A 23,364-nucleotide genomic window follows, 5' to 3' on the forward strand; every position below is an offset into this window, starting at 1 on the left:
CGAGCGGGTGTAGCTCAGGGGTAGAGCACAACCTTGCCAAGGTTGGGGTCGAGGGTTCGAATCCCTTCGCCCGCTCCAGTTTTATTAAAAATCCTTTCTAGTTATAAAAATTAGATATCGCGTTCGGTATCACTGGCTGGTGATGACGCGATAATTGAGTGCTGGTTGCGCAAATACGTTGGGATCTTATGGCCAAGGACCAGATGCACAAAAAGACTGCTCGATACGCAAAGCATGATGACGCGTACTGGCTGGATACACCCCAGCGCTATGGACTTATCAGCCGAGCAATGCATTGGGGCATGGCCTATTTGCTGATCTGGCAGTTTTTCTCGATCTTATTGTGGAAGGGTTTTGGCCCGGCGGAATGGGTAAAGACCGTCACCAGCTTCGGACCTTATCATGGCACTGTTGGACTTCTGGTATTCCTGCTCGTCATCCTGCGTGCCGTGTGGGCATGGATCAACCGAACCAAACGCCCGCCTCACGAAAACGGAACAATAGGCTTGGCCGCACGTGCTGGCCATATAGCTCTCTATCTTTTGATGTTCGCGATCCCGACACTTGCCCTGTTACGGGCATATGGCAATGGCAAAGGCTGGAATCCCTGGGGTCTGCCGTTGATCCCAGCGACCGGTGAAGAGCGCGTATGGCTGATTGCTCCCGCCAACGCGCTGCATAGCACATTGTCGTGGCTGCTTGCTGCACTGATCGCAGGGCACATCATAATGGCATTTTTTCACGCGATCATTCGAAAAGACGGCATCTTTTCGCGCATGGCGGGACCATTGCGCAAACGGTCCCGCAGCGTATCAGGCAGAATATGATCCACCAGATGCCGGGATTGAATACCTAGCACCCTCTTCTCACCGACCCCGGTTATGCGTGCGCTCATAAAGCTCGCGCACCATGCCGCTCGCCGTTTTTTCGAATAGAAACGGCAGGATAGCATGAATCAAAGCGGCAAAAGCCGCAAGGAATAGCTTCAACGAGAACCGACCGGCGAAAAGCATGTGCTCGAAATAGGTCTCATCCACCGAAGCCGGATGCTCTGTAAAAAGTCGGCTGATATTTTTGGTCATAAAATATTCTCCCATCACATTTGAAAATTTATTCAGTTCGCTGCTATAGGCCCACCATGCCTCCATGTTAGCAAAACCAGAACAAATGAAATCTCAAATTATTCTTGAATATTGTATTTAATTGGGACAAATATCCCTATATGACCAACATTATTGACGATATAGACCGTAAAATTCTTGTCGAACTGCAAAAAGACGGTACGCTTTCCGTCGATTCTCTTTCCGAGCGTGTCACCCTGTCGCGTAACGCCTGCTGGCGACGGGTCAAGCGGATGGAAGACGATGGCGTCATCAAGGCACGTGTCGCACTGGTGGATGCTGAGATGGCGGGTTGCGGTCTTTCCGTGTTCATTCTGGTGCGAACATCCAGCCATGATCCCGACTGGCTCACGGTATTTCGCAACGCCATGCACCGTTTTCCTGAAATCATCGGCGTCTACCGCATGACCGGAGATCTCGACTATGTGCTGAAAGCGCGCGTCAGCGACGTCAAAGCCTATGACCGTCTCTATCAGCGGCTAATAGCCAGCGTTCCGCTTTCCGATGTATCAGCTTCTTTTGTCATGGAGGAAATCAAGGAGACGACAGCCATTCCGCTATATGGAGACATTTAAGCGTATAAGCATCATATGAACCGACTATCGTTTGCAAATCGGCAAATAGGCGGTACACCTTTGAAGCGTTTTCGCGTATGAGCGTTGCCAATGAAATTCCCAACAGGAAAGGCCCTCTCATGACAGCAGTATCTGCTCCCGCGCTTGGCATTATTCGTCTGGAACATGCTAACGGCCTTGAATTACCTGCTTATGAAACATCCGGCTCAGCAGGTATGGATTTGCGCGCGGCAGTAGCCGAAGACCGGCAGATCGTGCTCCTGCCGGGTCGGCGCACACTGGTGCCGACCGGTCTCATCTTTGAAATTCCGCAAGGCTATGAGGTCCAGATACGCCCGCGCTCCGGCCTCGCCTTCAAAAGCGGCATCACCTGCCTCAATACACCCGGAACGATCGATTCCGATTATCGTGGGGAGGTGAAAATCCTGCTCATCAATCTTGGAGAAGACGATTTCCGCATAGAGCGCGGCATGCGGATTGCACAGGCTGTTTTTGCGCCCGTCGTGCAAGCCTTAATCGAAGAGCGCACGACGATTACAGATACGGAACGCGGAGCCGGTGGGTTTGGCTCGACCGGAACAGCGTGACCGAAAATAGCGCTCTAAAATAAAAAGCCGGTTCACACCGGCTTTTTTCAGATTTCAAGAAACAATCAAATAAACCTCCCAAAATCTTGCGTCTCTATTGCGGAACTGCAGGCAGTTTCTTCATTTCATGACAAATATTTAAGATGAAATCCTCGTTGTAGACATTTACATACCACAAATGCGCTTTATCGCTGTGCGGGTTTGGTAGAAACGATTTCTTGCTTGTACCGATTTGCTAATGGTGATTTTCGTCAGTCAGCCTAGTAATAGCGCGTCTTGAAACTTTTCGAATTGCAGAGGTTGTCCGTTGCTTAAAACATTGAATTCGACCGAAAAGGGTCAGCAGGCAGCGCCTTTGCGAAAGCATTCCGGTAAATCTCGCCGGTGGTGGCTTTGGATTCTTATTCTCGTAATTGCTGGTAGCTCTGTCTGGTATTTTTACGATGTGCGGACCGCGGGAACCGAAAAAAGCAACTATCTTGCGGAACCGGTCACGCGTGGTGATATCGAAAACGCCATCACAGCAGTGGGCACGCTCAGCGCGCTTCGCAGCATCAATGTCGGCGCGCAGGTTTCGGGCCAGTTGAAAAGCGTCAAGGTCGAAGTCGGTGATCAGGTCAAGCAGGGGCAGCAGCTAGCTGAAATCGATGCATCGCCCTTTGAGAAAAAAATCGAAATCGCCAACGCGCAGCTCGATAATCTGAAAGCGCAGCTTCTCAGCAAGGATGCTCAACTGACATTGAAAAAACTCAATGCTAAACGCCAGAAGTCGCTGCTCGCCACCCGTGGCGTGTCACAGGCAACGGTCGATCAGGCCGATGCCGACCTTGCCATCGCCGAAGCAGATGTGAAGGCGCTCGGTGCGCAGATACGCCAACAAGAAGCCCAGCTTTCCAGTGACATGGTGGATCTTGGTTACACGAAGATTTACAGCCCCATGGACGGAACGGTCGTCGACCAGAGCGCCAAGGAAGGCGAAACGCTCAATGCCGTTCAAAGCGCTCCAACCATCGTGACCGTTGCCGATCTTACTACCATGACCGTGGAGGCACAGGTTTCCGAAGCCGATATTTCGAGGCTGAAGCCCGACATGTCGGTCTATTTCACCCTGCTTGGACAACCAGACAAACGCTTTACAGGCACTCTCCGCCAGATCAAACCGACGCCTGAGACCGAAAATAACGTCGTGCTTTATTACGCACTTTTCGATGTGCCTAACCCGACCCGCGAATTAATGCTCAACATGAGTGCGCAGGTCTATTTCGTCATCGATTCCGCAAAAAATGTTCTGCTTGTGCCCGTATCCGCCTTGAGCGAAAAACACGAACGCAGTGCGCAATCCGACAAGACCGAAACCGTCGTGCGGGTGGTCAACGACAATGGCGTCGTGAGCGAGCGTTCGGTCGAAATAGGCGTGCGTAGCCGCGTTCAGGCGGAAATCAAAAAGGGATTGCAGGAAGGCGACAAGGTCATCGTGACCAGTGCATCGGATACGGCAACAGGCGCCAATGCCCGTGGACGACGTGGCGGGCCGTTTTTCTGATGACCACAACCACGCACCATACGCCGCTGATCAGGCTTGAAGACATCCGCAAGACCTACCACAACGGCGATCTTGCCGTAGAGGTTCTCCACGGCATTACACTCGATATTGAGGCCGGAGAATTCGTGGCCATCATGGGGGCCTCGGGTTCGGGCAAGTCGACGCTGATGAACATTCTGGGTTGCCTCGACAGCCCGAGCGGTGGTCATTACCTTATCGACGGTGAAGATGTATCGACGCTCGACGCCGATGCGCTGGCAGGTTTACGCAGGCGCACTTTTGGCTTTGTATTCCAGAGCTACAATCTGATTGCGACCTCGACCGCGCAGGAAAATGTTGAAGTTCCGGCCATTTATGCCGGTCTATCGTCCTCTGAGCGCCATCAGCGTGCCGCCGAACTATTGAAATCGCTCAAGCTTGGCGACCGTCTCGACCATCGCCCCAATCAACTATCGGGCGGTCAGCAGCAGCGTGTTTCCATTGCGCGCGCTCTTATGAATGGTGGCCGCATCATCCTTGCTGACGAGCCCACCGGCGCGCTTGACAGCCAGAGCGGCGAAGACGTGATGGAGCTGTTGCGTTCCATGCATCAGCAAGGTCACACCATCATCCTGATCACGCATGCACGCGAAGTGGCCGAACGCGCCGACCGTCTGATCGAGATCAGGGACGGGCAGATTTTATCCGACACGGTCAAGCGCGCCGTCCCCGACATGGAAGCGCCCCGCCGCTTGCAGCAGGACGACACGCATGCAGCCAGTATAACCGATGTATCGGAAGCGGTAAAAATGGCCATGCGGGCATTAAAGGCCAATATTTTCCGCACCGTGCTGACCCTGCTTGGCATCATTATCGGCGTCAGCTCCGTGGTGACGATGCTTGCGATCGGAACCGGTGCCCAGAATTCCATTCTCGACCGTATCAACGCCATGGGCACCGATCTCATTCTCGTGCGTCCCGCAATGGCGGGCTTCCGGGGAACGGGAAGTATTGCAACCCTGGTACCCGAAGATGCTGACGCCATTCTGGAACTTCCCAATATCAAATCCGCAGTGCCAGAAGTCACCGGAACGGTTACGTTGCGCCGCGGCAATATCGATTACCAGTCCCAGGCCAACGGAACAGTGCCCGCTTTTTCGCAAGCCAAGTCATGGAAACTTGCTTCCGGCGATTTCATAACCCAAAGCGACATGTCCGCCTATGCGCCCGTTGCAGTTCTTGGGGCCACGGTGGTGAAGACGCTTTTTCCCGATGGCTCCAATCCGGTTGGACAACATATTCTCATTCATAAAATCCCGTTCCAGATCATCGGGACACTAGAGGCCAAGGGAGCAGGTTTTGGCGGATCAGATCAGGACGATGTGGTAATTGTGCCGCTTTCGACGGGTAATCTGCGCCTGTTCGGACAGAAATACGTCCGAACCATTACGGTTCAAGTGAAGGACTCTGATCTTATCAACACGACTCAGGAACAAATCCAGAAGCTTCTCGATCAGCGCCACAGACAGAACGATACGATGATTACGAACATGTCATCTATCCGCGAGGATGCCACTGCCATGGGGAATACGCTCACCGTTTTTCTAGGCTCGGTTGCAGCCATATCGCTTCTTGTCGGTGGGATTGGCGTGATGAACATCATGCTTGTAAGCGTTACCGAACGCACGCGCGAAATTGGCGTACGGATGGCGACAGGCGCTCGACGACGTGACATTCTTCTGCAGTTCATTACAGAAGCCGTCACAGTATCGGCGATCGGTGGCGCATTTGGCGTGGCACTGGGACTTGGCGCCGCAGCACTCGCCGGTTGGGCCGGGCTTGCCATCGGTTACAGTGTCGGCCCGGTATTGCTGGCATTTGCCTGTGCCTTCGCCACGGGGCTTGTCTTCGGCTTCCTGCCAGCACGAAAGGCTTCACGCCTTCTGCCAGCCGTGGCCCTATCCTCGGAATAAAAGCGCAATATTTTTTGCCTTGAAAGACCAAGAAAAAGCCGGCTTTCTTAGCAGCATTCATTCAAACGAAAGAGGCAAGGTGACTGCCATTCGTGCTTTAGCAATAGCAGGCGGCGGTGCGGGCACCGGCGAAGCACGGCGTGCCGCTTCTACCGCCAACTGATCGACGGTGGCATCACCGGACGAGCTGGCGACCCGAGCAGAGAGCACATTTCCTGAAGGGTCGACGACAAAGTTGACAAGCACCCGTCCTTTGGCATCACGTTTCCTGCGCTTCAAATAGCGGACACTGCGCGCCATATGCGATTGCAGTTTCGAACTCCATTTGGCTGAACTCACACCCGCTGATGCCGAATTGTTCTGGCCACGCCGATTAGCGGCAGCTTTGGCCCCGTCGTTGGCATCAATGCGCGGTGCACTTGCCTGCCGGGTCTCTCGCGCCTTCTCGGCCTTTTTCGGCTTGGGCTTTTCCACCTTCTTCGGCTTGGGCTTCGGCTCCGGTTTAGGTTCAGGCTTTTCTACCGGCTTGGGTACCGCAACTTCAGCCTTTTCAGTTTCAACAACGTCAGGGACAATCTCTTCCGGCTCTTCGGGTTCGGGCGGCGTCACCTCTTCCGGCTCAGGCGGTGTCGGCTCAGGTTCGGGCTCAATTTCTTCTTCCGGTACTTCAGCGGTTTCAGGCTGAGCGCTCTCGGATGCCTGCTCTTCTAGAGGAGCCGTTGGCTCCGGCGCAAGCTCGACAACCATCGCCGCAACTTCACCGCCGTCCGGTTGGTCCTGATCCTGCGTTACGTGAATAACATAGGCGCCCGCAGCATGAGCCGACAGAACGAGAATACCAGCGCAAAGCCAGCGGCCTGTATCCCGCCAGAAGGAAGACTGGGGCGCATCAGGAGAAGCAACCTTGATAGGCGGGTGATCGGGCGGCAATTGTATCATTGACCGGCTCCAGCAGGCGTGGGCCCAGGCCGATCAGCTGCTCCGGGCGGCGTGTCTGCACCAACTGTTTCCAACCCTACCAACGCGATCTTCAGATATCCAGCCTCACGCAACAAGTTCATGACGCGCATAAGCTCGCCATAGCCGACATTCTTGTCGGCGCGCAGAAAAATGCGGGCTTCCTTGTTTTTTTCCGATGCCCCATCAAGGAAGCTGCCAAGATTTTCGCGCACGACCATGTCATTGCCGACATTGAGACTGAGATCGCTTTTCAGCGTCACATAAAGCGGTTTGTCAGGACGCGGCTGAGGTGCAGCTGTCGAGGCAGGCAGATCGACCTTCACATCGACGGTCGCCAAGGGTGCTGCAACCATGAAGATGATCAGCAACACAAGCATCACATCGATAAAGGGCGTTACGTTGATCTCGTGATTGAGTTCGAGATCGTCACCGCCGCCTTCACGAACCTTACCAGCCATGGCTCCTACTCCGCTGCATGCAGCGCGCTTTCGTGCACGCCCGCTTTACTGAAATCCAGATCGCGGCTGACCAGCCGCTCGACACCTGCGGAAGCATCAGCCAACAACGAGCGGTAACCGGTAATCCCGCGTGCAAAAGCATTATAGATTACGACGGCGGGGATAGCGGCAACAAGACCAATCGCGGTCGCAAGCAGGGCTTCCGCAATACCAGGCGCGACCACAGCAAGGTTGGTCGTCTGCGCCTCACTGATATTGATGAACGAGTTCATGATGCCCCACACGGTACCGAAAAGACCGACGAAGGGAGCAACGGAACCGATCGTCGCCAGAACCCCCGTACCTCTGGACAAGTTGCGACCTGCCTTGGCTTCAATGCGCGTGAGACGCGAGGAGACACGCTCCTTGACGCCTTCACCGCCCGAACGCGCAACCGCAGGACTGGAAAGACGCACTTCATCTTCGGCAGCCCGCACCATAATGGCACCCGGACCCTTGACCCCATCCAGTGCACTGACCGCATCCGAGAGCGTGGCGGAGTGACCGATGATTTTGAGAGCCTTGCGCGCACGACGGCGCGCACCGGAAAGTTCGAGCGATTTGGCAATCCACACGGTCCATGTCGCAAGTGACGCAAGGGCCAGACCGATCATTACAGTCTTCACCACCCAATCTGCGGCCATGAACATGCCCCACGGAGAAAGGTCCTGTGGTAAGGTCGCATCTCTTTCCTCACCGACGGCCTGAACCGGCACTGCGGGGCTCTGCTGCTGTAGCACCGGCGATTGCTCGGCTTCACCACCCGTCTGGGCGGGAACCGGCGACGGAGCAGGCTGGGTGGCCGGGGCCTGACCCGTCGGCGTCTGCTCGGCTGGCCGTTGCGCAACAGGCGCTTGCGTGGAAGGCTGCGCCGGCTCTGGAGCCGCATTCTGGGCCATTGCCGGGGCGAAACCCAGCCCAAAGCTCAGCAATACTACGCTCATCGCCGCAGCCATGGAGCCTTTCCGACAAAAACCAGTCATTTTGATCGCCTTTTGATTGTTCAACTCGGGCGTCCGCGACAACCCATTGCGCAGCTGCCGAGCTCGCTTTTCGGGCCCTTCTTAACTCCCAATAATATGATTACGCAAGTCATGTTTGATCAGGATTGCATTTTTCTGGGTTCAAAACCGAAAGCTCCAATCAACCCGGCATAAATAGCTGTTGCAAAATAATGGCAAATCGGACCTCATACCTTCATCAGATTATCGGCTCAGGGCGGGCGAGTTTCTGTGGAGGAACCAGCACATGACGCTCAAAGAAATTCAAGCGCTGGAACATGCCGCCAGAACGGCTATGGCAGGCAATGACGACCCGCTGCCTTCAGCCCCCTCCTCTTTCAGGGTCACTTATCTAGGACTGGCATTTCTGGCTATTTGTGTGCTGATCTATCTGGTTTTTGCTTGAGGGCACAGATTCTGCCCTTTATTGGGACCAGTCTCATTTACCATATGAAGGATGAAACAGCGCTAGCAGTTGCCGGATTAGCAGTTGCGTGCAACCATTAGGCTTATAACGCGTTAACAGCACGATCATCCGTTACGTGACAGGAGACCCGATATGGCGCGAGCATCCACCAAGACAGGCAATCTGGAAAAAAAGATCGAAGAAACCCTCACCGATTCAACGCCTCAGGATCTGCAGGCGCAGGTCGAGCAGTTGCGAGAAGATATCGCAGCCATTGCCGCAACTCTTGGTGATCTCGGTTCACAGACCGTGCGCGATGCAAAGCGCAGTGCCACCCAAACCTATCAAAGCGCTTATCAGCAAGGCGGTGACATCGTCGATGAGCTGTGTGGAAAAGCGCAAGATCTGGAAGCTCAGCTCGTGGAAAAAGTTCGTGAGCGACCCGTCGCTTCTCTCGCAACGGCTTTGGGCATCGGCTATCTTCTCGCTCTCCTCACACGCCGCTGAGGCGTGTCATGCTAAAAGCTCTCATCCCTTTATTGTCGGCTGTTGCTGGTGAGCAAGTGAAATTCGCTGCTCACCGCACTAAGAGAACCGTTATATTTGGAGCCGTAATAGCCGTTTTCGGCCTGATAGCCGCGACTTTCCTCTGTGTGGCGGCCTTTCTGGCGCTGGAGCGGACTTATGACGGTCCGCTCGCGGCTCTTATTCTTGCAGCCGTTGCCTTGATCATGGCTTTGATCATTCTGGCCGTTTTGAAAATTCAGGACGCTGCGGAAGAAAGAAAACGCAAGCAACGCATCGAAGCCGATAAATCGGCGCTCATGGCGACTGCGGCGGTCGCCACGGTTCCGTCCATCCTCAAGCGTCCCATCCTTGCTGCAGCCCTGCCACTGGCAGGTATCGCACTGGTCTCTCTCTTGGGCAAAAAGAAACGCTCACGCAAACTGTGATCACTCTGACTTTTACGAGCGTTCTTTGGTAGACTTAAATATATGCCCCGGAAATTTTCCGGGGCATAGTTAGAAAAATATCTTATCGTTTTTAAATGAACTACTCTTCGGCCTTTTCCTCGCTCGAGCGAGAAGCGCCATCTGTATCCTCGACCAGCGATGCAAGTCGAACTGTAACACATGTGCCAGAACCGCTTCCGGCATGCGTGTAAATCGGTTCTTCGCCAAATTGCATGCAAAGCTGCTTGACAACAAGCATGCCAAGGCCATTTTTCTGGGACGCCTTGGCATCATCTTTCCCGCCCCAGCCAATGCCGTCATCTTCTACGACCAGGACTGGTACGTCATCGGGGCCATTCTGCAGACGAACAAAAATATGCCCTTGCGCGCGGCCCTTGAAGGCATGTTTGATGGCATTGGTGACGAGCTCGCCGACGATAATGCCGATTGTCGTGACATCGCGCGCTTTGAGATCCAGAGAGGCAAAATCCGTAACGATCTCGAATTTTCGATCATTGCCAACGGCCTCGAGGATATCATCAATCACCGAAGTCAGAAACTCATCAACATGCGCGGTCTCCATATCCTCGCCGAGCCGCAAACGCCGATGGGCCGTTGAAACAGTCTGAACCCTGTCTCGTGCCGCCGAAAGGGCTGCACGAGCATCTTCGCTGCTGGCCTGTCGCATCTGCAAGCCCAGCAACGATGAGACTGTCGCAAGCGAATTGCCGATCCGATGATTAGTGTCCTGCAAAAGAAGTTCCACCCGATGGCGCTCGTGCTCGGCGATGCGTCGTTCTTCTTCCAGTTCTGCGGTTCGCTCCTGAACACGCAACTCCAGGATTTCATTTTCCGAGCGAAGCGCCGTTTGCCCCTCGATCATCATTCTCACATAACGCTGAACCCGCGTGAACAACAAGAACGCCAGCATGGCAGCAGATGCCAAGGCAACGATCGAAGCCGCAACCATCCAGTAACGCATACGATTGATGCGCGCATTCCGTTGAGCAAGATGCTGCTCTTCAACCTCGATAAATTGCGCAACCGTTTGCGAAAGGCGATCCATCAGGCGACCGGCATTACCGTCTCGCACTTTCGCCAATGCCGCATCGACATTTCCGCGAGAAACCACCTCTGTCGTCTCGCGCACTTCCTCCTGTTGCCCCTCGATCAGCGCGCGTATCTGTTTCACGCGCGCGTCCTGCAAGGGACTGGACCCCACAAGGGATTCGAATTCGGTGAGCATCTGGTCTGCGGCAAGAACGGAATTACGATACAGTTCGAGCTGTGCTTCATCCAGGGTCAGAAGATAACCGCGCCTGCTCATTTCTATATTGCTGGCGAGCCGCGCAACCTTGTCGACCTGCTGGCGCAATGCATAATTGCGGGAGATGTCGACGATCTGATGGTTGACGCTCGATGAAAGAAACATCGTCATCAACGCCGATAACAAGACCAGTCCGAGCGACGCAATAACGGCAATCGGTCTCAATGAGGACTGGAAAAATTTCTGCGACAAGGCTGAAGGCAATATGCGCCCCATAAACTGACTTCCGCCGACAGGGGATATCAGCGGCACAAGTCACCAATGGTTTTAATCAACATTTGCTCCCCCATAGCGGGTTCGCCCAGAGCAGATGCCAAAGCCTATAAAACCACTAGTAAGCTTGCGTTTCCAGTGGATTCTCGAAAGTCGCGTTCAGCTGCACGCGCAAAGCGCACAACTGAACACAAGATTGGTCCACTAAAGCAGAAAACTTTAACGAAAGCTAAAATATTTGCTCAAAAGAGATGCCGGCCGCGTTGTGTACGGTAGCGGACAAAGCAGCATCATCATGCGAAGCTTCTCAAAGTCACGCGCGACGAGTCAGCATCTGGTCCGTAATCGCTTTCGCCTTCGATCTTCAAAATTTCTTGCAAACGTGTCCGTGCGCGACTCACGCGGCTTTTGATCGTACCAACCGCACAACCGCAAATTTCAGCGGCCTCTTCGTAAGCAAAACCTGATGCCCCGATCAAAATGATCGCTTCGCGCTGATCGTCTGGAAGCTGTTCAAGTGCCGCACGAAAATCCTGAAGGTCGAGTGCGCCGTATTGCGATGGATGCACGGCAAGCTGGTCGCTGAAAATACCATCCGTGTCTTGAACCTCGCGTCCACGCTTGCGCATCTGTGAGTAGAATTCGTTACGCAGGATGGTGAAAAGCCAAGCCTTCATATTGGTGCCCATCTCGAAGGACTCCTGCTTAGCCCAGGCTTTCATGATAGCGTCCTGCACGAGATCGTCGGCCTTGTCATGCTGACCACTCAGCGACACGGCGAACGCACGCAAACTAGGCAACGCAGCCAAAAGCTCGCGCTTGAACTGCGCATTACCGTCAGCCGACGGAGCGGGTACTTTGTCCACGCATACTCTCCTGTTCAGCCTGATCAAGCTTTTCGAGAAGGTCCAGAAAGCGGTCCGGCACAGTTTCATCTTGTATCGACGTGTACAAGGCTCTGAGCTTGAAACCGACTTCGCAATTGGGTCCTAAAATATCCTTCTGAATCCGCCGGGATGGTCCGGCGCCATTCATATGAAGGTTGTTTTTATGGGTCATACTGGATTGTTCTAGGCTGGAAGCCTTGTCCTTGTTGTTACCGTGTCTGTGGAGCCAAATGCACCACGTTCAAAAAAGTTCCAAAAATATCCTACAGAATGGAACTTTTTTCACCGACGCCCGTTGATAAGCATAATGCCGCGCCAAAACGCAGTTTTCTGTGTGTCCGACATCCTCATGAAACGTATATAACGCATCATTAAGAGTTGGAATAAAACAAAGCGGCAATTGAGGAGTTGCTATCATGACGTTATCCACGCGTATCGCGCCCCATCTTCCCTATCTTCGTCGCTTTTCTCGTGTCCTCACAGGCTCTCAGGGATCCGGCGATGCTTATGTGGCAGCGGTACTCGAAGCTCTCATCGCAGATGTCAGTATTTTCCCGGCAAGCTCGTCGGATCGCATTGGCCTTTATCGTCTGTTTTGTGAATTGCATAAGACCGCGTCTATTCAGATTCCTGAACAGACATCGGAGATTGCCTGGGAGCAGCGCGCAACCCGCAATCTCTCTCATATTTCTCCCCTGCCCCGGCAGGCCTTTCTGCTCGTGGCCGTAGAAGGCTTCAGCGAAAAGGAAACCGCGGAAATTCTTGACCTCGACGAACCTGAGCTCAATCGCCTTCTTGCCTCCGCATCGACGGAAATTTCGCGTCAGGTTGCAACGCGTCTGATGATCATCGAAGACGAGCCGCTTATCGCCATGGATATTGAACAGATGGTGGAGAGCCTCGGCCACGAGGTCGTCGGTATCGCGCGCACCAAGGATGAGGCGCTGGAACTCTATAAGAAAGAAAAGCCGCGCATGGTTCTGGCTGATATCCAGCTTGCCCAGGGAAGCTCTGGGATCGATGCCGTTAATGAAATTTTGCAGCAGGATACGATCCCGGTCATCTTCATTACGGCTTTTCCCGAGCGCCTTCTTACCGGCGAGAGACCGGAACCGACATTCCTCGTTACCAAGCCCTTCAATCCAGACATGGTTAAAGCGCTCATAAGTCAGGCATTGTTCTTCGAGGAAACATCGCAGATTGCAGCGTAACCAAATTTATGAAACTTTGGCGTCTTTTTGGAAAGTATAATTCCGGAAAGGCGCTGTTTTTCGTGAGTCGCTAATAGAATGCAGACTGTAAATCTTCTCTTTTCATGTTTCAGCAGGAACCGAATGCCGGTCAAGGGCGTTTATTTTGCATATATAAAAGAGGAGATCGAACATGCTTTATTATGCGCTGGTATTTCTGGTCGTTGCTTTGGTAGCAGGTGCTTTGGGTTTTGGCGGCATTGCCGGAGCCTCAGCCGGAATTGCCCAAATTCTGTTCTTCGTTTTTCTGGCCCTTCTGGTCGTATCGCTTATCGCTTCTGCAATTCGCAAGGCTTAAAGGATTTACGACTTCGCACTGAATTCGAAGTCATTAAAAAAGACCGTCGCGCGTCAGGAGCGCGACGGTTGTTTTCATATGAAAGTCAGAGCTCAATCCGTTCTACAGCTTTGCAATCTTAATTATCGAGACCGACATGAGCGCATCGAACCAGTCATCGCGAGAAGCAAAGCCAGACGCGGCCCGTCTAAGAGCGCTGCTTCGAGCCGTGCGCAACAGCAATGTCTGTGTGCTCTACCAAAAGCCCGATATGGTTTACGCTTGGGGTGAGAATATTCCGTCTTACTGGCAGGACCAGTGGAAAGCGGACGGGATCGATGATGATTTCATCGCTTCACCTTTGCTGGCAAAACTTAAAGCTATCAAGGTTGAGGCTCTGACGACCCAAAACGCACAGAATATGGAATTACCGATCAGCGACGGCAAAAAAGTCCGCTGGCTTGATCTCCATATCGACTGCGATAGGGATGCCAATGACAATGTGCTTGGTCTGGTAACAACCATTCTCGAAATCAGCGAATTAAAGCGCCGCGAACAGGTGTTGAAAACGCTGTTACGTGAAGTTAGCCACCGCTCAAAGAATCTGCTGGCAATAGTGCAGAGCATCGCTGCACAGACAGCGCGTTTCACCGATACGATTGATGATTTCCTGCCCAAGTTTCGCGGTCGTATCCAGTCTTTGTCCTATTCTCAGGATCTGGTGACCGATTCCAACTGGCGCGGTGCACTGTTTCGCGAACTCGTTCATTCGCAGCTCGAAAAATATATTGGCCTCAACGACAGACGTATCAGTGTGGAAGGCGATAATCCCTATCTGTTTCCTGGCGCAGCCCTGCATATAGGGCTGGCACTACACGAACTTGTCGTTAATGCCACGTCGTTTGGCGGACTTTCCACGCCGCGCGGCCATGTTAAAATTTCCACCACGGTCGAGCAGCGCGAGGACAATACGGAATGGCTGTTGTTCCGCTGGGAAGAAACAAATCCGATTTCATCCGAAATTCCAGAACATGACCCGCGCTTTGGCAGTGCTGTTTTGCAGCGCATTGTTCCGGCTGCGGTGAGCGGCGATGCGGAATATCAACTTGATAGCAGCGGTGCTGTCTATTCGCTCACGATCCCGGCCGAACAGTTTGATCTGTAAGCGGGTTTGCGAACACCGACCGCAGAGCTTTGTCAGGATGTTATTTTCCTGCAATAAAGCTCAAGGCGATGATGAATGATTTCGTAACCCAGCGAACGTGCAATTTCTTCCTGAAGTTTTTCAATCTTATCGGACCGAAACTCCACCACATCCCCTGACTCCATATCGATAATATGGTCGTGATGTGCCCCGCTTGCCTGCTCAAAGCGCGACGGGCCTCCGGCAAAGGCATGCCGATGAATGGCCCCGAGCTCTTCCAGCAGCTTCATGGTGCGGTAGACTGTGGAGAGAGAAATACTACCATCGATTTGAACTGCACGCCGGAAAATCTCTAACGCATCGGGATGGTCTTCCGTTTCAGTCAGTATATTAAGAATGATCCGGCGCGGCCGCGTGATGCGGACCCCTGCCTGACGCAACTCCTGCTCATAATCGGGCTTTTTCTGCATTGTAGACATAAACAGATTATGCATCTTCCTGACGCCAGTTGCAAATATTTGCAACTAGAACCACCTCGATCTCCCCAACACTCTTCGAAATTCTGGCGCTTACCCCGTCAGTTACGCCATCGTCAAAGCTGTGTCGATGGAATCGAAACAGCACTTGGAAACTACTCATCAAAGTGTCTTCGCCAGCATACATGAAAATGGGTAGGACAATGGTACGCCCAAGGGGAATCGAACCCCTGTTTGCGCCGTGAGAGGGCGCCGTCCTAACCGCTAGACGATGGGCGCAAACGCGTTGCGAGAGCGCTCATATAGGCGCCTTTGTCATAAAGCGCAATCCTCTCTCGCAAACAAACGGCCTGAACCAAGCCAAAAAAATAGCCGCAATTATTCGACACTGCCCATCTTGATGCGTCCGATGATGCGCGATTCCCGGTAATCGTAAATGACGAGTTCAGTGCCGCCATCGGGCAACAAGGTTTCCAGGGAAAGGTGGTCTCCGGAAATGCTTTGCGACAAAAGCCGTGTTCCCGGCAAAAGATTAAGTTGCGACTCGATAAGTTTTGGCGGCTCCGGCTTCACGGGCTGTGCAGCAGTTTGCCCCGGAATGTCTGTACGCGCTTCTTCCACTGGTGTCTCATCTGGAGCGCGATTGATCTTGTAGACAACGGCGACAAGCACCGCCATAAGACCAATCAGCATCACGCCGATGGAAACTGCCAGAAGCCGGATCATCTTGCGTCGCACACGTTCCATTGCAGGATCGAGCGGTGGCTCGGACGGCTGGTCTTGATAATAGCCCTGCTGATAATCCTGATACGTCGAATCGTCTTGATTCTGATATCGTGGATAATGTGGATCCTGCATCGAATAACTCCGGTTCATGCGCCCGCGCTTGGGTGATAACGAAGGGAAGAGACAATTGAAAGAGCTAATCGCCGCCCCCGACGCTGCTGGTAAAAGACTAGACCAGTGGTTAGCCGCAGCATTGGGGCCGGAACTCTCCCGCAGTCGTATCCAATCCCTGATTGCCGAAGGCCATGTGACCGTCGACGGCATACCCGCCCGCGAAACCAGGCAGAAGCTGCGCGAAGGCATGAAAATCACCATCGTGCTGCCCGAGCCTGAGCAAGCCGAACCGCAAGGCGAAAACATCGCGCTCAACATCCTCTATGAGGACGATGATCTCATTGTTATCGACAAACCGTCGGGGCTTGTCGTTCACCCCGGAAACGGTAACTGGACGGGAACGCTGGTCAATGCCCTCATATATCATTGTGGCGATAGCTTGTCCGGCATTGGCGGTGTACGCCGCCCGGGCATCGTTCACCGGCTCGACAAGGACACAAGTGGCGTACTCGTCGTTGCCAAGAACGACCGATCGCACAGGCACCTGAGCGATCAGTTTGCCGATCATGGCCGCACGGGCGAACTGGAACGCACCTATCTCGCACTCGTCTGGGGTATGACGGAGCGCCCGCAGGGAACGATTGACGCGCACCTTGGCCGTTCGCATCGCGACCGCACCAAACAGGCAGTCGTTCGTGAAGAACGCGAGGATGCGCGCCATGCTGTGACCCATTATACAACGCTGGAGAAATACGGCGCGCGCGCAGATGCGACAGCAATTGCTTCACTGGTGGAATGCCGTCTTGAAACAGGCCGCACCCATCAAATTCGCGTCCATATGGCGCATCTCGGCCATCCGCTTGTCGGCGACATGGATTATGGCGGTTCTTACAAGACCAAGGCCAACAAATTGCCGGAACCGTTGAAAGAGGCAGTACAGAATTTCCCCAGACAGGCACTGCATGCGAGGCTTTTAGCGTTCACGCATCCGGCAACGGGAGAATTGATGCGCTTCCAATCACCGCTTCCCGCGGATATGAACCACCTTGTGGAAAGTTTTCGCAGCCACTCTATATGATGTGTAAGCTGGCAGGTTTTCCAACTCCAATAAAACGCCTGTATAAGCGATAGTCATCCGGCTTCTCAGTAAAGCGGCAAAGACGTTTCTGTGACTTATGACAAAACAGATCGTTCACATTGTAGTGACAGATTGTTTCACAGGTTGTTTAACCGTGTTTTCGCCAAAATGATGCTTATATAAGTGTACTCGCGTGAGGATGTGCAGGAGGCAGCCAACGCGACAGGTTCGCCAGATGGGAGCCTGAAATTAATCAAGGAGGGTGCTCTATGGCCCAGATGAAACTTCCCAGCATTACATCCGGAGACGGGGGTCTCACCCGTTATCTGGAAGAAATCCGCCGTTTTCCGATGCTTGAGCCGCAGGAAGAATATATGCTGGCCAAGCGTTATCATGAACATACCGATCCGAAAGCCGCCCATCGGCTGGTGACAAGCCACTTGCGTCTGGTCGCCAAGATCGCGATGGGATATCGTGGCTATGGCTTGCCGATCGGCGAGGTTATTTCCGAAGGCAATGTCGGCTTGATGCAAGCCGTCAAGCGGTTTGAACCAGAACGTGGTTTCCGCCTTGCCACCTATGCCATGTGGTGGATCAAGGCTTCGATCCAGGAATATGTCCTGCGTTCGTGGAGCCTTGTGAAGATGGGCACAACCGCCAATCAGAAGCGCCTGTTCTTCAATCTGCGCAAAATGAAGAGCAAAATTCAGGCGCTGGACGATGGCGATCTCAACCCTGATCAAGTCAAGCAGATTGCCACCAAGCTCAATGTGAGCGAGGACGAAGTGGTTTCCATGAACCGCCGGCTGTCGGGTGATGCCTCGCTCAATGCGCCCCTGCGCGCCAGCGAAGGCGAATCAGGAGAATGGCAGGATTGGCTGGTCGATGACAGTTCGTCTCAGGAGCAGACGCTTATTGAGCAGGATGAGCTGGAGAACCGCCGTTCCATGCTGGAACAGGCGATGGATACGCTCAACGACCGCGAGCGCCGTATCTTCAAAGCGCGTCGCCTCGCAGAAGACCCGATGACACTGGAAGACCTGTCCGGCGAATTCGGCATCAGTCGTGAACGTGTGCGCCAGATCGAAGTGCGTGCTTTTGAAAAAGTACAGGAGGCCGTCAAGGCGGCTGCGTTCAAGCAGCAAAAAGCATTGAACGTTGTTTCAGACATACATGCATAAAGCAAAACTGTTGTGAAAGGCGCGATTCTACGCGCCTTTCTGCATAATTTAAAGCTTCATTCTTCATCCACTTTGAAGATATCCGGGTTTTCGTCGCCTTCAACAATCAGAAACCCAGCAAGCCCCCGTTCCACTCTCGATAGAGCGTGATCGACCAGCACATATTTTCCAGGCACTTCGACTTTGAATTCAACCGCCGTCGCGCCGCCAGCTGGTACAGTTACGGTCTGCACATCAGTGAGCGGTGGCGAGGTCAATGATCCAAATTGATAGACCCTGTCAAAGATTTCGCCGATGACATGGAAAGACGACTGGAAGTTCGGACCACCTACGCCGAAATAGATACGGACCGTCTCACCGACTTTTGCTTTCATCGGATAGTGATCGGTCAACGCGCCGACATGACCGTTGAGTACGAAATACTCAGGGCGTTCATTCAGCAGCTTTTCATAACTTTCGGTCAGAAGGCCCGAGGATCCGAATTCCTCCTCGGTATAGATTTCTCCCTGCATGACATAGAATTCATGGTCGACCTCGGGTAATCCGTCTTCAGGCTCTACGAGGATCATCCCATACATGCCACTCGAAATGTGCATGGCGACCGGCGGTACCGCGCAATGATAGACATAGAGACCGGGATTCATAGCCTTGAACGTGAAGCGTTTGGTTTCACCGGGCGCAGCCGTCGTGGCTTCTGCACCACCACCAGGACCGGTCACAGCATGAAAATCCACATTATGCATCATGGTGCTGCTTTCATCGTTCTTCAGCGAAACCTTTACGGTATCGCCGACACGAACACGGACGAAAGGGCCAGGCACAGTGCCATTGAAAGTCCAGTAACGATACGTCGTGCGACCATCGAGCCGTGCTTCCAATTCAATGGTTTCAAGTTCAACAGTTACGGTTTCAGGCTGACGCCGGGTGATCGGCGGCGGAATATCGGTCGGCTTGCGTGCAATATCGGTTACGCCATCCACCACCGCATAAACGCGGTTGCTAAGACTTCCTGACGGGGAGGTCATCCCCTTAGCCGTCGCGGCAGAATGGTCGTGTTGTGCCAAAGCCGGCGTGGCCGCGAAAGTGGCGGATGCCGCTGCGAGCCCCGCCGATCCGATCAGAACCTTGCGGCGAGTTAGCTTACTATCCTTATCGAAAGCAACATCTGGCAATGCGTCCACATTCAGTTTATCAACCATGTCCTCCTCCTTTCCGCTATTGCGCTTCAGCCTGGCTATAGAGTTCTTCGAACACTTTTTTGGCCTTGCCGGGGTGCTTGACAGCCTTTGCCGTTTCAAGGTTCGCAGGCTGTCCTGCAACAATCAATGCCACCATCCCCATACCGTAGTGCGGTGCGCATTTGACGCCGTAAACACCTTCCTTATCCACGGTAACTGTCACCTCCTGGTTGATCTTGCCCTTGAATGGTTCAACACCCTCCGGAAGCATTCCTTTGATGCTCTGAGCATCATGGCCCTTGTCGGTCGGCACAAAAGTCACCGTGTCACCGACTTCCGCCTTTATGAAATCCGGTTCGAAGACCATAGCGCCCTTCTCTCCCTTATTGAGCATCTTCACCTGGTGATCAGCCGCATTGGCTTGAAAAGCAAAGACCAGAGCGCAACTTAGAGAAATAAGCAGACTGACTTTCATAGAAAAACCTCTCCTTTTCCCGCCTTGAATTGATAAATAGCGGTTAGTTATGAAAATCAATGTCTTTCTCATCGGCTATAAGAACCGATTGCGTTAAACGGTACTTTTTAATCATATTGGTGCGAGAGCGCCTTTGCCGGCTACATGAATTGACAAGAAATACGCACTGCTTTCTCACCGAAAACCTACAAAATAACTTTAGAAAAAATCCCTAGGCAATGGGATATGTTTACGCAACCTCAAGGTTAGTCTCATGGATGAGCTCACGGTCGCCGTTATTTTAAGCAGCGCTACCACCGTTCTCACTTCGCGATTACGCCCTGATCTCGACTATCAGCAGAAGATTGCGCAGCAGCAATCAAAGTCTTTCCAAGAAGAGAATAATTTTTGCAAGCAGCATCAATGCAAGCAAAAGGCCGCTTGAAGCGGCCTTTTCAATTCTCATCGGATGGTCAGATCAATTTGCCCCGAGTACATCAGTGAATGCTTTTTCGCCCGGCGCACCTTTTTCAAGACTGATGAGCGCCCGGCGTCCATTGCGGTAGGAAACTGGAATATCAATCCATTGCAGACGGCGCATGAGCGACAGGTTGGTATCCTGCGCGGTACGGGCATCGTTGAGCCAGATAATAAAGAAATTATCCGCAATCTTCGAGGGCACTGCAATCAATGGATTGCCCGTCGCCTGCTCCGTATCCTTGAATGTAATACGCTGAACATTGTCTATTACACCGCCCGAAAAATCTTCTGGCGGGATAAAGACCATTTCAATGAGATGGCTGGCTGGAATGGACTGATCGGTATTCTTGCGCACCGTCATTTTGAGCTGCAACTTACTGGTTGGCAGAGTGATGCTCCCACGCACTGCAGGTTCGTCCGGCTGGCCGTCACCAGGGCTTTCCTGAATGACCGACCATTCAACAGTGCCGCGTTCAACCGAACCCTGTTCGGTTCCGCCACGCTCTTCATAAAGCAACGCCTGCTGGCCCTGTGCCACCGGTTGCTGATCCGCGCTCTGGTTGCCAGGTGCTGCCGGAGCGGCAGAACCCGCCGATGTGGAAGCCGCTGTCGACTTGCCTTCGCCGAGCGATTGAGCTTCTCCGGCAGGACCATCATCAACCTCGCTGCCGTCCGGCATAAGACGTTGTGTCAGTTTCTGCTCGTCATCAGGCTGTGGTGCGGGCGTCTGCGTATCGTCGCCGGGCGCATTGTTTTCCGCGTTTTCCGCAGGCTGCGTTGCGCTATTGTCCTTGTCCGTATTGGCGGGTGTGTCGCCAGAGGTAGAGGGCGCATCGCTGCGGCCAAGGCTTGAAGCCATTTCCTGCAGCTTTTCCTTGTTCGCCCATATGCCAAAGCCAATGCCAGCCAGGACCAGAAGCGCCACAACGCCAGCAATCAGTCCCTTATAGGAACCTTTTTCCTTCGTTGTAGCGCGCTCGATATACTCGCTACGCCGGGCTTCGGCTTTTTCCTTTGCGCGGTCGAACTTGCTATCATCCCCGCGTTCGGAACCTATGGATGAATCATCCTCCTCATCGAGCGCAGGATCATAGCGCTCATGGTTGGATTCATCCGAAAGTCTGGCACGCTCATTGACATCTTGCCAAGACCGATCATCGGCGTGTGCGCTTGTATCTCGAAGAAAATCCTCAAGCGCGTCTTCAGGAGGCTCCTCTACGACTGGAGCGAGCGGCGCATAAAACGCCTCCACTTGCTCAATAGCATCTTCGAGAAGGTCGCGCTGGCGGACTGCCACTGCCTGTGAAGCATTCGCCGTAACGAGCTTCTGCTCGATCGTGGCGCGCGCCTTGGCATAGACGCGCTGACGCAACTCGGGCGACTTGTCCGCCTGCGCGTCAATCGTCTTTTTCAGTACCGCTACAAAATCCGCCATGCCGTCTTACCCAGTTTTCCGCGAGTATCAGATGGAATACATGTCTCAATAATCACAATAATCAAGGAAAATCAAAGGCGAACACAGAGATTAGGCAAAGTCTTTCAAAATGAACTGTCAGGCTATCAATAAAAAACACCCGATCCACCATCTGGCGAACCGGGTGTTCATGCATCACAGAACGATCAGTCGTGGAATGGATCGGTGACGAGAATGGTATCCTCGCGCTCAGGGCTGGTTGACAGCATGGCCACCGGTGCGCCGATCAGTTCTTCGATATGGCGGACATACTTGACCGCTTGCGCAGGCAAATCGTTCCAGGAACGCGCCCCAGCCGTCGTTTCCGACCAGCCTGGCAATGTTTCATAGATCGGCTTTACGCGTGCCTGTGCGCCCATGGAAGATGGCAGATAGTCAATGCGCTTGCCATCGAGTTCGTAAGCGACACAAATCTTGATTTCTTCCAGACCGTCGAGCACGTCAAGCTTGGTCAGCGCGATGCCGTTGATCCCCGATGTACGGACTGTCTGACGCACGATCACCGCATCGAACCAGCCGCAACGACGCTTGCGGCCTGTCACCACGCCGAATTCATGTCCCTTTGTGCCAAGAAATACGCCGATTTCATCGTCAAGTTCAGTCGGGAACGGTCCCTCGCCCACACGCGTCGTATAGGCTTTGGTGATGCCAAGCACATAGCCGATTGCCGTAGGTCCGAGACCTGAACCGGCAGCCGCTTGACCAGCCACCGTATTGGAGGAGGTCACGAAAGGATAAGTGCCGTGGTCGTTGTCGAGAAGCGCACCTTGCGCACCTTCAAAAAGGATACGGTCACCGGCCTTGCGGCGCTCATCGAGCACACGCCAGACCTGATCGATATAAGGGAGTATCTGGTCAGCGACCGATGTCAGTTCGGTCAGAATGGTATCGACCGCGATTTCTTCAAGGCCCATGCCGCGGCGCAGCAGATTGTGATGCGTCAGCAGGCGTTCGATCTTGGGCTTTAATGTTTCGGGTTCCGCCAGATCGATGACACGGATGGCGCGACGACCAACCTTGTCTTCATAAGCGGGGCCAATGCCGCGCTTGGTCGTGCCGATTTTCAGGCCCGATGTCGAGCCTTCGCGCATGGCATCAAGCTCGCGATGGACAGACAGAATCAGCGGCGCGTTTTCCGCAATACGCAGAATATCGGGGGAAATTTCGATCCCCTGCCCGCGCAGCTTTTCAACTTCGGCCACGAAATGATGCGGGTCGACCACCACACCATTGCCGATCACGCTGAGCTTGCCGCGCACAAGACCCGAAGGCAGCAGCGAAAGCTTGTAGCTGACGCCATCAATGACAAGCGTATGACCGGCATTGTGACCGCCCTGATAGCGCACGATGACATCGGCACGCTCGGACAGCCAGTCCACAATCTTACCCTTGCCCTCGTCGCCCCATTGCGACCCGACGACAACCACATTAGCCATTTAAGAAAACTCCTCGGTCGGCGTAAAAACGAAAGAATTAAAACGCGCCTGCTTCAACAGGAGACGTTCCAAGC

The 23,364-nt window shown here is 53.5% G+C and carries 27 protein-coding genes and 2 tRNA genes; 15 read left to right on the forward strand and 14 right to left on the reverse strand.

Translation table 11 applies throughout. From position 1 onward, the window contains the following. Positions 1 to 3 precede the first annotated feature (3 nt). Together AAIB41_RS07540 and AAIB41_RS07545 are read left to right on the forward strand one after the other, a co-directional pair. Positions 4 to 78, forward strand: a tRNA-Gly gene (locus AAIB41_RS07540). 125 nt (positions 79 to 203) lie between these two features. Continuing rightward, the gene (locus AAIB41_RS07545; protein WP_343312699.1) at positions 204 to 827 is read left to right on the forward strand and encodes a cytochrome b; all 624 of its coding nucleotides are present in this window, start codon (positions 204 to 206) and stop codon (positions 825 to 827) included. A 39-nt stretch (positions 828 to 866) separates the two neighbouring features. Here AAIB41_RS07545 and AAIB41_RS07550 read toward each other — a convergent pair whose 3' ends face one another. After that, positions 867 to 1,082, reverse strand: coding sequence for a DUF6356 family protein (locus AAIB41_RS07550; RefSeq protein ID WP_343312700.1), 216 nt, complete (start codon positions 1,080 to 1,082; stop codon positions 867 to 869). Positions 1,083 to 1,222: 140 nt separating this feature from the next. Here AAIB41_RS07550 and AAIB41_RS07555 point away from each other — a divergent pair, with 140 nt between their 5' ends. From AAIB41_RS07555 to AAIB41_RS07570, 4 genes are all read left to right on the forward strand, one after another. Further along, complete coding sequence (locus tag AAIB41_RS07555; RefSeq protein ID WP_343312701.1) at positions 1,223 to 1,696, forward strand: Lrp/AsnC family transcriptional regulator; 474 nt, start codon at positions 1,223 to 1,225, stop codon at positions 1,694 to 1,696. 119 nt (positions 1,697 to 1,815) lie between these two features. Next, positions 1,816 to 2,283, forward strand: a complete 468-nt coding sequence (dut, locus tag AAIB41_RS07560; protein WP_343312702.1) for a dUTP diphosphatase — start codon at positions 1,816 to 1,818, stop codon at positions 2,281 to 2,283. A 307-nt stretch (positions 2,284 to 2,590) separates the two neighbouring features. Further along, positions 2,591 to 3,826: an efflux RND transporter periplasmic adaptor subunit gene (locus tag AAIB41_RS07565; RefSeq protein ID WP_343312703.1), complete on the forward strand. Its 1,236-nt coding sequence runs from the start codon at positions 2,591 to 2,593 to the stop codon at positions 3,824 to 3,826. Next, entirely contained in the window at positions 3,826 to 5,778 is a 1,953-nt protein-coding gene (locus AAIB41_RS07570; RefSeq protein WP_343312704.1) for a MacB family efflux pump subunit, read from the forward strand. Before AAIB41_RS07565 ends, AAIB41_RS07570 begins: the two co-directional genes overlap by 1 nt. Before the next feature lie 57 nt (positions 5,779 to 5,835). Here the strand turns inward: AAIB41_RS07570 and AAIB41_RS07575 are convergent, their stop codons facing one another. Genes AAIB41_RS07575 through exbB form a run of 3 tightly spaced genes read right to left on the reverse strand, consistent with a single transcriptional unit; the run spans position 5,836 to position 8,218 of the window. Beyond that, on the reverse strand, positions 5,836 to 6,717 hold the full coding sequence (locus AAIB41_RS07575; protein ID WP_343312705.1) for a TonB family protein: 882 nt from the start codon (positions 6,715 to 6,717) through the stop codon (positions 5,836 to 5,838). Beyond that, on the reverse strand, positions 6,714 to 7,196 hold the full coding sequence (gene exbD / locus AAIB41_RS07580) for a TonB system transport protein ExbD (protein ID WP_343312706.1): 483 nt from the start codon (positions 7,194 to 7,196) through the stop codon (positions 6,714 to 6,716). The genes AAIB41_RS07575 and exbD overlap by 4 nt, the downstream gene beginning before the upstream one ends. 5 nt (positions 7,197 to 7,201) lie before the next feature. Next, positions 7,202 to 8,218, reverse strand: coding sequence for a tonB-system energizer ExbB (gene exbB, locus AAIB41_RS07585; RefSeq protein WP_343312707.1), 1,017 nt, complete (start codon positions 8,216 to 8,218; stop codon positions 7,202 to 7,204). A gap of 265 nt (positions 8,219 to 8,483) precedes the next feature. Between exbB and AAIB41_RS07590 the strand changes: the two genes are divergently transcribed. The 3 genes from AAIB41_RS07590 (at position 8,484) to AAIB41_RS07600 (ending at position 9,595) form a co-directional block, all read left to right on the forward strand. Beyond that, positions 8,484 to 8,642, forward strand: a complete 159-nt coding sequence (locus AAIB41_RS07590; protein WP_343312708.1) for a hypothetical protein — start codon at positions 8,484 to 8,486, stop codon at positions 8,640 to 8,642. 153 nt (positions 8,643 to 8,795) lie between these two features. Further along, positions 8,796 to 9,149, forward strand: coding sequence for a DNA gyrase subunit B (locus AAIB41_RS07595; protein ID WP_343312709.1), 354 nt, complete (start codon positions 8,796 to 8,798; stop codon positions 9,147 to 9,149). Between the two features lie 8 nt (positions 9,150 to 9,157). Further along, positions 9,158 to 9,595 carry a hypothetical protein gene (locus tag AAIB41_RS07600; protein WP_343312710.1) on the forward strand — a complete coding sequence of 146 codons (438 nt, stop codon included), beginning with the start codon at positions 9,158 to 9,160 and terminating at the stop codon, positions 9,593 to 9,595. Positions 9,596 to 9,695: 100 nt separating this feature from the next. Here the strand turns inward: AAIB41_RS07600 and AAIB41_RS07605 are convergent, their stop codons facing one another. From AAIB41_RS07605 to AAIB41_RS07615, 3 genes are all read right to left on the reverse strand, one after another. Beyond that, positions 9,696 to 11,126 carry a CHASE3 domain-containing protein gene (locus tag AAIB41_RS07605; RefSeq protein WP_343314702.1) on the reverse strand — a complete coding sequence of 477 codons (1,431 nt, stop codon included), beginning with the start codon at positions 11,124 to 11,126 and terminating at the stop codon, positions 9,696 to 9,698. 302 nt (positions 11,127 to 11,428) lie between these two features. Continuing rightward, positions 11,429 to 12,001 (reverse strand): RNA polymerase sigma factor, encoded by a 573-nt coding sequence (locus tag AAIB41_RS07610; protein WP_343312711.1) that lies wholly within the window; start codon positions 11,999 to 12,001, stop codon positions 11,429 to 11,431. After that, positions 11,973 to 12,194 carry a NepR family anti-sigma factor gene (locus AAIB41_RS07615; RefSeq protein WP_343312712.1) on the reverse strand — a complete coding sequence of 74 codons (222 nt, stop codon included), beginning with the start codon at positions 12,192 to 12,194 and terminating at the stop codon, positions 11,973 to 11,975. Before AAIB41_RS07615 ends, AAIB41_RS07610 begins: the two co-directional genes overlap by 29 nt. Positions 12,195 to 12,438: 244 nt before the next feature. Here AAIB41_RS07615 and AAIB41_RS07620 point away from each other — a divergent pair, with 244 nt between their 5' ends. The 3 genes from AAIB41_RS07620 to AAIB41_RS07630 all read left to right on the forward strand — a co-directional run bounded on the left by AAIB41_RS07620 (position 12,439) and on the right by AAIB41_RS07630 (position 14,714). Beyond that, positions 12,439 to 13,233 (forward strand): response regulator, encoded by a 795-nt coding sequence (locus tag AAIB41_RS07620; RefSeq protein ID WP_343312713.1) that lies wholly within the window; start codon positions 12,439 to 12,441, stop codon positions 13,231 to 13,233. 172 nt (positions 13,234 to 13,405) lie between these two features. Continuing rightward, positions 13,406 to 13,570, forward strand: coding sequence for a DUF1328 domain-containing protein (locus AAIB41_RS07625; protein WP_007876538.1), 165 nt, complete (start codon positions 13,406 to 13,408; stop codon positions 13,568 to 13,570). Positions 13,571 to 13,706: 136 nt separating this feature from the next. Continuing rightward, on the forward strand, positions 13,707 to 14,714 hold the full coding sequence (locus AAIB41_RS07630) for a sensor histidine kinase (RefSeq protein ID WP_343312714.1): 1,008 nt from the start codon (positions 13,707 to 13,709) through the stop codon (positions 14,712 to 14,714). Positions 14,715 to 14,746: 32 nt separating this feature from the next. On the opposite strand, the gene AAIB41_RS07635 is transcribed toward AAIB41_RS07630, so the two are convergent. The 3 genes from AAIB41_RS07635 to AAIB41_RS07645 form a co-directional block, all read right to left on the reverse strand. After that, complete coding sequence (locus tag AAIB41_RS07635; protein WP_343314703.1) at positions 14,747 to 15,172, reverse strand: Fur family transcriptional regulator; 426 nt, start codon at positions 15,170 to 15,172, stop codon at positions 14,747 to 14,749. Positions 15,173 to 15,373: 201 nt separating this feature from the next. Next, a tRNA-Glu gene (locus AAIB41_RS07640) sits at positions 15,374 to 15,448 on the reverse strand. 99 nt (positions 15,449 to 15,547) lie between these two features. Beyond that, the gene (locus tag AAIB41_RS07645) at positions 15,548 to 16,027 is read right to left on the reverse strand and encodes a hypothetical protein (protein WP_343312715.1); all 480 of its coding nucleotides are present in this window, start codon (positions 16,025 to 16,027) and stop codon (positions 15,548 to 15,550) included. Between the two features lie 16 nt (positions 16,028 to 16,043). Here AAIB41_RS07645 and AAIB41_RS07650 point away from each other — a divergent pair, with 16 nt between their 5' ends. Next, positions 16,044 to 17,087: an RluA family pseudouridine synthase gene (locus tag AAIB41_RS07650; protein ID WP_343312716.1), complete on the forward strand. Its 1,044-nt coding sequence runs from the start codon at positions 16,044 to 16,046 to the stop codon at positions 17,085 to 17,087. Positions 17,088 to 17,356: 269 nt separating this feature from the next. After that, positions 17,357 to 18,268: an RNA polymerase sigma factor RpoH gene (gene rpoH, locus AAIB41_RS07655; protein ID WP_343312717.1), complete on the forward strand. Its 912-nt coding sequence runs from the start codon at positions 17,357 to 17,359 to the stop codon at positions 18,266 to 18,268. A gap of 56 nt (positions 18,269 to 18,324) precedes the next feature. On the opposite strand, the gene nirK is transcribed toward rpoH, so the two are convergent. Next, on the reverse strand, positions 18,325 to 19,467 hold the full coding sequence (gene nirK, locus AAIB41_RS07660; protein WP_343312718.1) for a copper-containing nitrite reductase: 1,143 nt from the start codon (positions 19,465 to 19,467) through the stop codon (positions 18,325 to 18,327). A gap of 16 nt (positions 19,468 to 19,483) precedes the next feature. Continuing rightward, positions 19,484 to 19,921: a pseudoazurin gene (locus tag AAIB41_RS07665; protein ID WP_343312719.1), complete on the reverse strand. Its 438-nt coding sequence runs from the start codon at positions 19,919 to 19,921 to the stop codon at positions 19,484 to 19,486. A 253-nt stretch (positions 19,922 to 20,174) separates the two neighbouring features. On the opposite strand from AAIB41_RS07665, the gene AAIB41_RS07670 reads away from it, so the two are divergent. Next, positions 20,175 to 20,345, forward strand: coding sequence for a hypothetical protein (locus AAIB41_RS07670; protein ID WP_343312720.1), 171 nt, complete (start codon positions 20,175 to 20,177; stop codon positions 20,343 to 20,345). A gap of 33 nt (positions 20,346 to 20,378) precedes the next feature. Here the strand turns inward: AAIB41_RS07670 and AAIB41_RS07675 are convergent, their stop codons facing one another. Together AAIB41_RS07675 and AAIB41_RS07680 are read right to left on the reverse strand one after the other, a co-directional pair. After that, positions 20,379 to 21,815, reverse strand: a complete 1,437-nt coding sequence (locus tag AAIB41_RS07675; RefSeq protein WP_343312721.1) for a transcriptional regulator — start codon at positions 21,813 to 21,815, stop codon at positions 20,379 to 20,381. 185 nt (positions 21,816 to 22,000) lie between these two features. Then, positions 22,001 to 23,290, reverse strand: a complete 1,290-nt coding sequence (locus AAIB41_RS07680; RefSeq protein WP_343312722.1) for an adenylosuccinate synthase — start codon at positions 23,288 to 23,290, stop codon at positions 22,001 to 22,003. Positions 23,291 to 23,364: the final 74 nt, after the last annotated feature.

The sequence above is a fragment of the Brucella sp. BE17 genome (assembly GCF_039545455.1).
In the GTDB taxonomy this organism is placed as follows: Bacteria; Pseudomonadota; Alphaproteobacteria; order Rhizobiales; family Rhizobiaceae; genus Brucella.